Origin of the sequence: Prevotella sp. LCP21S3_D2 (assembly GCF_052118345.1) — a bacterium.
Classification (GTDB): Bacteria; Bacteroidota; Bacteroidia; order Bacteroidales; family Bacteroidaceae; genus Prevotella.
The window spans coordinates 162,322-173,341 of the sequence record NZ_JBQKHJ010000005.1 but is presented as its reverse complement, the minus strand read 5'-3'; the positions used below and the strand labels follow the sequence as shown (position 1 = coordinate 173,341).

Annotated in this window: 6 protein-coding genes, 1 tRNA gene and 1 rRNA gene; all 8 read left to right on the top strand. The window is 44.7% G+C overall.

Annotated features, from left to right (window positions below):
- Positions 1-109, top strand: a 5S ribosomal RNA gene (gene rrf / locus ACTQ16_RS05830); the annotation flags it as partial.
- Between the two features lie 605 nt (positions 110-714).
- Positions 715-1,110: a lytic transglycosylase domain-containing protein gene (locus ACTQ16_RS05825; RefSeq protein ID WP_441936592.1), complete on the top strand. Its 396-nt coding sequence runs from the start codon at positions 715-717 to the stop codon at positions 1,108-1,110.
- A gap of 244 nt (positions 1,111-1,354) precedes the next feature.
- A tRNA-Met gene (locus ACTQ16_RS05820) sits at positions 1,355-1,427 on the top strand.
- Positions 1,428-1,593: 166 nt separating this feature from the next.
- Positions 1,594-2,190, top strand: coding sequence for a TetR/AcrR family transcriptional regulator (locus tag ACTQ16_RS05815; protein ID WP_153122383.1), 597 nt, complete (start codon positions 1,594-1,596; stop codon positions 2,188-2,190).
- 30 nt (positions 2,191-2,220) lie between these two features.
- Positions 2,221-2,979 (top strand): 3-oxoacyl-[acyl-carrier-protein] reductase, encoded by a 759-nt coding sequence (fabG, locus tag ACTQ16_RS05810; RefSeq protein ID WP_119249530.1) that lies wholly within the window; start codon positions 2,221-2,223, stop codon positions 2,977-2,979.
- Positions 2,980-3,008: 29 nt separating this feature from the next.
- The gene (locus ACTQ16_RS05805) at positions 3,009-3,677 is read left to right on the top strand and encodes an RluA family pseudouridine synthase (RefSeq protein WP_294972547.1); all 669 of its coding nucleotides are present in this window, start codon (positions 3,009-3,011) and stop codon (positions 3,675-3,677) included.
- 19 nt (positions 3,678-3,696) lie between these two features.
- Entirely contained in the window at positions 3,697-8,460 is a 4,764-nt protein-coding gene (locus tag ACTQ16_RS05800) for a translocation/assembly module TamB domain-containing protein (protein WP_441936586.1), read from the top strand.
- Positions 8,461-8,474: 14 nt separating this feature from the next.
- Entirely contained in the window at positions 8,475-10,874 is a 2,400-nt protein-coding gene (gene tamL / locus ACTQ16_RS05795; RefSeq protein ID WP_294972120.1) for a translocation and assembly module lipoprotein TamL, read from the top strand.
- Positions 10,875-11,020: the final 146 nt, after the last annotated feature.

Here is an 11,020-nt window from a genome sequence, read left to right as displayed (position 1 = left end):
GTGGTTATTGCGGTGAGGTCCCACCTCTTCCCATTCCGAACAGAGAAGTTAAGCTCACTTGCGCCGATGGTACTGCAATGCAATGCGGGAGAGTAGGTAGCCGCCTTCTTTCAATTTCAGAAGCCTCGATTACGAAAGTAGTCGGGGCTTTTTTGTTTTCATGCGGATTTTGTTTTCTCACGCTGATTGCTTTTTGTCACGCAGATTTGGCTTTCCCTTCGGCCGCCGATTTTCAATTCGCAGATGACGCAGATTATTTCAGCTGCTTTATCCTTTTACCTTTTTACTCTTTTACTTTTCGACCCTTTCCCCTTTTCCCTTTTAATCTTTTACCCTTTTACTCTTTTACTCTTTTACCCTTTTACTCTTTTACTCTTTTACCTTTTTCCTTTTTCCTGCTTGATGTATGTCAAGACGTTTTGTTATAAAGTGTTTAAAACTTCAAAAAAGCGCTGATAATCAATAGATTACTTGCATATTTCGATTTTTTTTTGTACCTTTGCAAACGATAAGAATAAGGATAGCATGTTTATGCGTTTTCGCATAGATTGATATCCGTTAAGGTATCTAACGGAACTGAGGTGAGCAGCCTTTCTTTTTCTCACAAGTTGCCACCGCGAAATCACTGATGTTGTATTTCAGCTTTTCAGGTTCCATAAAACAAAAAATATGAAGAGAATAACAATGGTATTGGTCAGCATCTTGGTGCTGGTTATGAAAGTATGTACAGCGTCGGCTGCTACAAATGGAAATGTATCCTCTACTAATGATTTCGATTGGACTCCAGTGATGGAAGCGATTATCCAGGTAGAGAGTGAGGGTAACCCCAAAGCAAAGAGTGGTAATTCTGTTGGTGTTATGCAGATTACCCCAATCTTAGTGGCAGAGTGTAATGACATCTTGAAGAAAAGGAAGAGTAAGAAGCGTTACACATTAGCAGATAGATATAGTATTTCTAAATCTAAGGAGATGTTTCTCCTGATGCAGTCTGTCCACAATCCTCTTAATAGCATTGAGAAGGCGATTCGTGCCTGGAATGGTGGAAATCACTACAGTGTGAAGAGAACCCAGCGCTATTTTGAGAAGGTCATGAAGCTTTTGAATAAGTAATTGATTTTTGATATGTCCGATCTGTCCCGCTGGGATAGGTCGGATTTTGTTTTCTGTCTCTTTCTGTTTTTTAGATAGACAACCTTTTATTAGCTATTTGTGGTGATATTTATCATTTATCACTACATTTTCTTGTTAAGTGTTAAAATATTGTTAATTAGACAACTTTTTGCTAGAAATATTTGGCGGTTATCGAAGAATGTTGTACCTTTGCACTCGCAATTCAGAAATGAGTTGATTATATCGCGGCGTGGAGCAGTTGGTAGCTCGCCAGGCTCATAACCTGGAGGTCGCATGTTCGAGTCTTGCCGCCGCAACAATGCAAATCGGGTAGAAAGTTGTACTTCAACATTCTATCCGATTCTTTTTTTTATCCCTATATTTATAATTTAACACTAAATATTTGCATATATCGAATAAAACTACTAATTTTGCACACAGATATTTTTATGTGCAATCATTTTAATTAGGAGGGACTTCAATATGTCAATTTCCAAAACAAGACAAAAGTTAGTAGATGTCGCCCGACAACTGTTTGCAAAGAACGGTATAGCAAATACCACTATGAATGATATTGCTGTAGCTTCTGGTAAGGGTCGCCGTACGCTCTATACGTATTTTAGCAGAAAAGAAGATGTCTATTATGCTGTGATAGAATCAGAGTTGGATCGTTTGTCTGAGAGACTCGATGAAGTTGCCTCTTGCAAAATGCGTCCTCAAGATAAAATCATAGAGCTTATTTATACACATCTCAGTATGATTAAGGAAACTGTAGTTCGTAATGGTAATTTGCGAGCTGAGTTTTTCCGTAATATCTGGATGGTAGAGAAGGCTCGCAAGAATTTTGATGAGGATGAAATTGAGATTCTGAGAAAGATTTATTCAGAAGGAAAGGAAGACGGTGAGTTTGACATTGATAATGTTGATCTCGTTGCAGATATTACTCATTATTGTATCAAGGGCTTGGAAGTACCATTCATCTATGGCCGATTGGGACATGGACTGAATGTAGAATCCAGCAGACCTCTTGTTGCCAAGGTAGTATATGGTGCCTTGGGTAAATCTGGATTGAAATTGTAATTTATTGATAATTAATTAAATATAAAAGAAATGGGATTATTAACAGGTAAGACAGCCCTTGTTACAGGTGCTGCACGCGGCATCGGTAAGGCTGTCGCAATGAAGTTTGCATCTGAGGGTGCTAATATTGCATTCACTGACCTCGTACTCAACGATGATATGGCTGCTGGTTTGGAAGCTACTCGTAAGGAGATTGAGGCTCTTGGCGTGACATGTCGTGCTTACGCAGGTAATGCTGCTGATTTCGAGGAGACAGAGAAGACTGTTAAGCAGATTCATGCAGATTTCGGTTCTATTGACATTCTCGTTAACAACGCTGGTATCACAAAGGACGGTTTGATGCTTCGTATGACAGAGGCTCAGTGGGATGCTGTTTTGAACGTAAACTTGAAGTCTGCTTTCAACTTTATCCACGCTTGCTCTCCAATCATGCTCCGTCAGCGCAGTGGTTCTATCATCAATATGGCTTCTGTAGTGGGTGTTCATGGTAACGCAGGTCAGTGTAACTATGCTGCTTCTAAGGCTGGCATGATTGCTTTGGCTAAGTCTATTGCTCAGGAGTTGGGTCCTAAGGGTGTACGTGCTAATGCTGTTGCTCCTGGTTTCATCGAGACAGCTATGACTGCACAGTTGCCAGAGGAAATCCGTAAGGACTGGATGAAGAAGATTCCTTTGCGCCGTGGTGGTCAGACAGAGGATATCGCTAACGTTTGTCTCTTCCTCGCTTCTGATATGTCTAGCTACGTAAGTGGTCAGGTTATCCAGATCGATGGTGGTATGAACATGTAATCTATTGGCATCCGTTTTTTAGCTAAAACATGCAGGTAGTTTACGAAGACAACCATATAATTATCGTCTCTAAGAGAAGTGGTGAAATCGTGCAGGGCGACAAGACCGGCGATGAACCTCTCTCAGAGACGGTAAAACAATATATCAAGGAGAAATACCAGAAGCCGGGAAATGTATTCCTAGGCGTGGTGCATCGACTTGATCGTCCTGTCTCAGGACTCGTAGTGTTTGCCAAGACCTCAAAAGCATTAAGCCGTCTGAACACGATGTTCCGTGATGGCGATGTTCACAAAACCTATTGGGCAATTGTAAAGAACATGCCAAAAGAGACTGAGGCAACCTTGACTCATTGGATTGTAAGAAATGAAAAGCAGAATAAAAGCTATGCTTACGATCATGAGGTAAAGAATTCGAAGAAAGCGATTTTGAAGTATAGGGTGATAGGACATACTGATCATTACACTCTGTTGGAAGTGAACCTGATGACAGGACGTCATCACCAGATCAGATGTCAGTTGGCTAAGATGGGATGTCCAATCAAGGGCGACTTGAAATATGGTTCCCCCCGCAGCAACGCTGACGGCAGTATCTCGCTTCTTTCGCACAAGGTAGAGTTTGTGCATCCGGTATCTAAGGAAACGATTATAGTGGAAGCTCCTCTGCCTGATGATAATCTATGGAGAGCGATAGCTCCATAACTATTAAATATCCATGCTTATGAAGAAGTATGCGAAATGGGTAAGTGTCCTAATCCTTACTCCTTTCTTGCTTATATTGTTGCTAACCGTTTTGCTTTACTTGCCACCTGTACAGAATTGGGCGGTAAAGCAAGTAGCTTCTTATGCTTCAGAATCGACGGGCATGGATATTTCTGTTGAGCATGTACAACTCGTTTTCCCTCTCAAATTGGGAGTGGAAGGCGTGAAGGTACTGCAACCTGTCGATTCGCTGAAGAACAGCAGAAATCTTACTCTGAGAAATAAAAAGGATACTGTTGCCGACATCCAGAAGATGGTGGTAGATGTGCAGTTGCTTCCACTCTTCAGCAATCAGGTGATGGTGGATGAACTGAATTTCACCAGGATGAAAGTGAATACTACCAATTTCATTCATGAAGCCCGCATCAAGGGAGATGTGGGCAAGTTGCAATTGGTGGCACATGGCATCGATTTGGGAAAAGAGCGTGTGAATGTAAATGATGCGCTTATAAAGGATGCCAGGTTGTCCGTGGAATTGAGTGATACTGTTCCACCTGATACGACTCCAAGTACTAATTTCTGGAAAATCAATATCCAGAAGCTAAAACTAAAGAATACCGATTTTACCCTACACATGCCTGGAGATACACTTCAGGTGAATGCTTATTTGGGTGATGCGTTGGCTCGCACCACCTATCTCGACCTGTATAAAGGTTTGTATCAGATACAGCATCTGGATTGGAAGAACGGAAGGGTGAACTACGATCAGAATTTCGAGCGCCCGGTTCCGGGTATGGATTTCAATCATCTTGCCTTTTCTGACATGGCTGTTAAGGCTGATTCTTTCTATTTCTGCGATTCCAGGATTGATGTGAAGATTCAGGAAGCGAAGTTGAAGGAGAAAAGTGGACTGAAAATCAACCAGCTCTATGGCAGATTCGTAATGGATTCTGTGAAGATGCAGTTGCCGGATCTCTATCTTCGTACCCCTGTTTCTAATTTGCAGGCTTCGGTAGATTTCGATATGAATGCCTTCGCTGAGAAGAATCCGGGCAAGATCATGGCTCGTGTCAACGGAGCCTTGGGACGTTCAGATCTTTTCCTCTTGATCGGTGATGCTTTGCCTAAGCAGATGAAGAACAGATGGCCTTACTATCCGATGAAGTTAGAAGGCTCATTCAAGGGAAATATGCAGCGTGCTTCCTTCTCGGGAGTCAAGTTGACTCTGCCTACGGTTTTCCAGTTGAGTACTGATGGAACCATTGCCAATCTGATGGATATGGACCATCTGAAGGCGAATGTCGATTTGCAGGCCCGTACCTATAACCTCGGTATGGTGACGGCGATGCTTGATCCTTCCTTGACTCAGGAAATCCGTATTCCTAGCGGTATCAGCATCAATGGTAATGTAAAGGTTGATGGTACGAAATATGCAACCAGGCTGGCTCTTACCGAGGGTAAGGGAAGCATGAAGGTGGATGCTACTGTTGATGCCAGGACCCGCAAGGACGGTAGCCTGGACATGAACAGTCTGGCTTATCAGGCTAAGTTGCAGGCTTCAAACATCCAAGCCAGACATTTCTTGCCTCATCAGGATCTCTACACTTTTACCGGAGCTGTAGAGGCAAAGGGTGTGGGCACGGATTTCCTGTCACCACGTACCCGACTGATGGCGAAAGTCAAAGTGAATCAGGTGCATTATGACAAGTATCATCTTCATGATGTCTTGGCTGATGCGCAGGTTGCTAATGGTAAGATACATGCCACGCTGGATAGTAAGAACGATTTGCTGAACGGTGTCATTGCCGTGAGTGCCTTGGCAAGTACCAAGAAGTTGCAGGCTACTTTGGTGGCTGATGTGCGCCATGCAGACATGTATCAGTTACAGGTAACCCAAAAGCCTGTGGGTGTTTCACTTTGTGGACAGATAGATATTCATTCTGATTTAAAGGATAACCATAAGGTATGGGCCTCTATGGACGATATTACCGTAAGAGCAGGAGATAATGTCTATCGTCCGGTAGGAGTGAATCTGGATGTGCTGACCACCAGGGATACTACCCATGCCATTGCTTCCTGTGGTGATTTCCGCCTGAACATGGATGCGCATGGTGGATATCAGATGCTCTTCGATAGAGTGGTGGGATTGCAGAAGGCATTGTGGAAGCAGTTTAAGAACCGTCGCATCGATCAGGTGCAGATACGTAACAGCTTCCCGCTCGGACATATTTATCTTTCTACCGGCAGGGATAATTTCATCTCGCGCTTCATCAAATACATGGGATATGACTTCAAGTCGGTAGAAATGGATTTGAATGCTTCGCCTTTGGCTGGACTTGAAGGTTATATGAATATCGATTCCCTGGTAGCAAGTGGCATACAGCTGGATACCATCCGTGCCTTGGTCCATACGCAGGGAGATACTATCCGTTATTCGGCACGTGTTCAGAACAATAAGCACAATCCGCAGTATGTGTTCCGTGCTTTGGTAGATGGCGAGGTTCAGGAGCATGGTTCCAATGTCAAGGCACGTATCTATGATGCAGCCAATAAGTTGGGCGTAGATGTCGGACTGGCTGCCATGTTGCAGCCTAATGGTGTGAAACTTTCCTTGATTGATACGCATCCGATATTGGGTTATAAGAAATTTGTAGCCAATGATTCCAACTATGTGATGTTGAGTGATGACGGACGTGTATCTGCCGATCTGGTGCTGAAGGCAGCAGCGGGCAATATGGGTATGCGTGTCTATTCCAACGATGAGAACGAGGATGCCCTGCAGGATATCACCGTCAGCATGAGCAGGTTCAATCTGGACAAGGTGCTGAGTGTGATTCCATATATGCCGGATATTACGGGTATCATGGACGGTGACTTCCACGTAATCCAGACTAAGGAGGAACTCTCCGTATCTTCTAATCTGAAGATTGATAATATGACCTACGAGAAATGTCCGATGGGCAATGTGGGTTCAGAGTTTACCTATATGCCAAAGAGTGACGGTTCTCACTATGTAGATGCTATCCTTACCTATGAGGGTGATGAGGTGGCAACTGTTACGGGTACATACAAGTCGGAAGGTGCCGGCGATCTGGATGCAGAGGTAGGACTGGAGAAACTCCCGCTTCACTTCATCAATGGTTTCGTACCCGACCAGCTTCTTGGTTTGAAGGGATATGGCGAAGGTGCCTTGAAGATGAAGGGTGCCTTGAGCAATCTTGATATCGATGGTGAGGTATATCTCGATTCTGCTTATCTGGTAAGTGTGCCATACGGTATTTCCATGCGATTTGCCAACGATCCGGTGCGCATTACAGACAGTAAGCTGCTCTTCGAGAACTTCATGATGTATGCCAATAATGAGAGTCCGCTCAATATCCAGGGTGCTCTCGACTTTACTGATGTTGAGAATATGAAGCTCAATATCCGTATGAGGGCGCAGGACTTCCTGCTGATAGATGCTCAGGAGAATGCACGTTCTGAAGCTTTCGGTAAGGCTTATGTCAATTTCCTCGGAAGTATGCAGGGCTCCTTGTCTAATCTGAAGATGATGGGTAAGCTGGATGTATTGGGTAAGACCGATATGACCTATATTCTGCGTGAGTCGGAGTTGACCACCGATAATCAGCTGGATGAGCTCGTGAAGTTTACCAACTTTAAGAGCGGTAAGGAAGTTGTGGTCCAGAAACCGGCACTGGATGGTTTTGATATGTTGCTGAGCATGTCTATCGACGAGTCAGCACGTATCTTGTGTGCCTTGAATGCAGATAAGACCAACTATGTGGATTTGATGGGAGGAGGCAATTTGCAGATGCGGTACAATACGGCTGACGGTATCAGATTGACGGGTCGATATACCTTGAATGATGGTGAGATGAAGTACTCTCTGCCTATCATTCCATTGAAGACCTTCAATATCCAGGACGGAAGTTATATCCAGTTCACGGGTGATCCGTTTAATCCAACCTTGAGTATCACGGCAACTGAGAATATCAAGACTACCGTCAACGAGGGTGAGGGTAGTGGACGTTCGGTAGATTTCGTGTGCGGAGTAAAACTGAGCCAGACCTTGGAGAAACCGGGCATCCAGTTCATCATCTCTGCTTCGAACGACCAGACCGTTCAGGACGAGTTGAGTTCGATGAGTGTTGAGGAGCGAGGCAAGATAGCCATCACGATGCTGGCTTCGGGAATGTATCTGGCAAATGGTTCTACCAGTTCGTTCTCTATGAATAGTGCCTTGACTTCCTTCCTTAATTCGGAAATCAATAACATTGCCGGTACAGCCATGAGAAGTATCGGACTTGATGTCGGTATGTCTGTTGATAACCAGACCAATGCAGCAGGAGCAACCCATACAGATTATAACTTTAAGTTTGCCAAGCGATTCTTTAACAATCGCTTGAGTTTCTCGGTGGGCGGACAGGTATCAACAGGTGCCGAATTGGAGAATGCCAATAATAATGAGACATTCTTTAATAATGTGGAAGTACAGTATCGACTCAACGAAGGAGCCAGTATGTATGTAAGAGCCTTTTACAATGCCAATACCTACGATTGGCTGGACGGTCAGATTGGTGAATATGGCGGTGGTTTCACCTGGCGCAGAAAGCTTTCCAAGTTTACGGATATCTTCCGCTTGAAGACTGATAAGCAGCAGCCCCAAGGTCCTTCGCCTGCATCGGTAATCAGGAAAGACTCTCTGGCATCTCCTGGAACCGGGAAAGATAAGATAAACAAGGCAAAGACATCGCAGATGTTCGACCCTTTGAAGACCAAGTAAAATAAGTTAGTGATATGAGAAAGAAGAATCGACTTCACCTTATTATATATATAGCAGTATCGGTGATGCTGACCAGCTTTTTGTTTACAGGGTGCTCCTCAACGAGTGCCCTGAAGGAAGGCGAGCAGCTTTTTGCAGGATTGAAGCCTATAGAATACACCAATTATGAGGCGAATCCGTATGCTGATTCGGTGAAGGAGGAGATGGAGTATGCACTGGCTTCAGCGCCTACGGGTGCTTTCATGGGAAGCAGCTATTATCGTACACCATTTCCTCTCCGCTTATGGGTATGGAATGCCTTTTCCCAATCGGATGATGCACTCTCGCGATGGATTACCAAGGTATTTGGCTCGAAGCCTAAATTGATGGCTAATGTGAATCCGCAGTTGAGAGCACAGGTGGCAGAACATCAGCTCGATAAGTTGGGCTATTTTAATGGCAAGGTAGATTATGAGGTGCTTACCCAGAGTAATCCGAAAGAAGCCAAGGTGGCTTATAAGGTGGATATGGGGCATCTGTGGAGATTGGATTCCATCGCTTATCTCAATTTCCCTGAGCATGGCAGGCAACTTATCGACTCCACCATGTCGGAGGCTATCATCAAGAAGGGACGACCTTTCAAGGTTTCGTCCTTGGAACAGGAGCGCCAGCGACTCACCCGACTTTTCCGTAACCATGGCTATTACTTCTATCAGAACGGTTATGCATCTTATCTTGCTGATACGGTAAATACGCCAGGAAAGGTGAATCTCCGTCTGGCGATGGTCGACAGTATCGAGCCTGAGGCAACACGCCAATGGTATATCGGCAATATCAACATCAACTTCAAGAAGCAGTTTATGGAGGAGATGACCGATTCTTTCGTGCGCCGCTACCTGAAGTTCCGCTATGCAGGTAAGAAGATGCCGATTCGTGCCGGCGTGGTGCTCAGAGAATTGAAACTCCGTCCTCGCAAACTCTATATGGTGGATGATGAGACGAGGGCAAAGGCGGGATTGCAGTCAATGGGACTCTTCAGTTATACCAATGTGCAGTATGTTCCCCGTACTACCCAGGTGATAGACAGTTTGGGAAATATTCAGTACCGTGACACCCTGGATGCCAACATCGACCTGGTGTTTGACAAACCGTACGACTTCTATATAGAGGCGAATGCCAAGGGTAAGACGACGGGAAGAGTAGGTCCGGAACTTGTTGTGGGTTTAACCAAGCGCAATGCTTTCCGTGGAGGCGAGAAACTTGATATCAACTTCCATGGTTCGCATGAATGGCAAACCATCAACGGGCAGGGAGGTAGTTCCAGCAAGATTAATTCGTATGAATTCGGTTCGGATGTCTCACTTTCCTTCCCAAGTATCATAACCCCTTGGAATGCTTTCCGTACGATGGCGCAGAACGAGCGCAGATTCAGAAATGGTCATATGCCCCGTCGTTACTATGGTACGCCAACCACCACGGTGAAGGCGTCTATGAACATATTGAACCGTGCCGGTTATTTCCGTCGCCATGTGGCAGGAGGAGAGCTGACTTACGATTGGGCTACCTCTTATCAGCATCGCCATTCGTTCAGTCCGCTGATTCTTTCGTATGAGTATATGAATTATACTTCACCGAAGTTTGACAGTATCATGAATAATAATGTATATGTGGCAACTTCGATGGCTGACCGCTTCATTCCGAAGATGAGTTATACCTATACCTATCGCAGTGCCCAGAAGTATCGCAGTCCTATAGTCTGGTCTACTACCGTGAGCGAAGCAGGTAATGTCCTGTCGCTGGGCTATCTCCTGGCGGGTAAGAAATGGAGCGAGGATGGCAAGACGATGTTCAAGAATGAGTACTCTCAGTTTTTTAAGATGGAGACGGATTTCGTGAAGTATTGGACGTTGAATCCTACTTCTACCCTTGTTGCTCATCTCAATGCAGGTGTCATCTGGAGTTACGGCAACTCAAGTCAGGCTCCATATACCGAGATGTTCTATGTGGGAGGAGCCAACAGCATCAGAGCCTTCAATGTGCGAGGTATCGGTCCGGGAAAGCAGGATTATAGTGACCTGAGTAATAAATATGCCAATATCCTGCGTACGGGTGATATCAAGTTCCAGGCAAATCTGGAGTATCGTCCCCGCATTTGGGGCGACCTTTACGGTGCTCTGTTCCTGGATGCCGGAAATGTATGGATGAAGGATGCTGATCTCTCAGAGAATGAAGCCTTCAAGTTCGGAGAGTTCTATAAGCAGATGGCTGTAGGCACCGGTGTGGGTATCCGTTACGACATGGGCATGTTCGTGGTTCGTGTAGATTGGGGAATCGGCTTGCATCTGCCATACGATACCGGCAAGAGCGGCTTCTATAACATCCCTAGCTTCAAGAAAAATCAGAGCCTGCATTTGGCAGTGGGTTATCCTTTTTAGTGAATTGAGAGAACAAATTGCCCGGAGTTATGGGTAGAAAATGAGAAATGTTGATGTAAATCAAAAAAAGTGATAGAAAAATTCCGCTACGTGCATATTTTTTTGTACTTTTGCATCGGATTCTTTTAGTATCAACTATTTAAAAT

Coding starts and splice junctions, on each gene's coding strand:
- ACTQ16_RS05825 (WP_441936592.1), top strand. CDS start 715: ATGAAAGTATGTACAGCGTCGGCTGCTACAAATGGAAATGTATCCTCT.
- ACTQ16_RS05815 (WP_153122383.1), top strand. CDS start 1,594: ATGTCAATTTCCAAAACAAGACAAAAGTTAGTAGATGTCGCCCGACAA.
- fabG (WP_119249530.1), top strand. CDS start 2,221: ATGGGATTATTAACAGGTAAGACAGCCCTTGTTACAGGTGCTGCACGC.
- ACTQ16_RS05805 (WP_294972547.1), top strand. CDS start 3,009: ATGCAGGTAGTTTACGAAGACAACCATATAATTATCGTCTCTAAGAGA.
- ACTQ16_RS05800 (WP_441936586.1), top strand. CDS start 3,697: ATGAAGAAGTATGCGAAATGGGTAAGTGTCCTAATCCTTACTCCTTTC.
- tamL (WP_294972120.1), top strand. CDS start 8,475: ATGAGAAAGAAGAATCGACTTCACCTTATTATATATATAGCAGTATCG.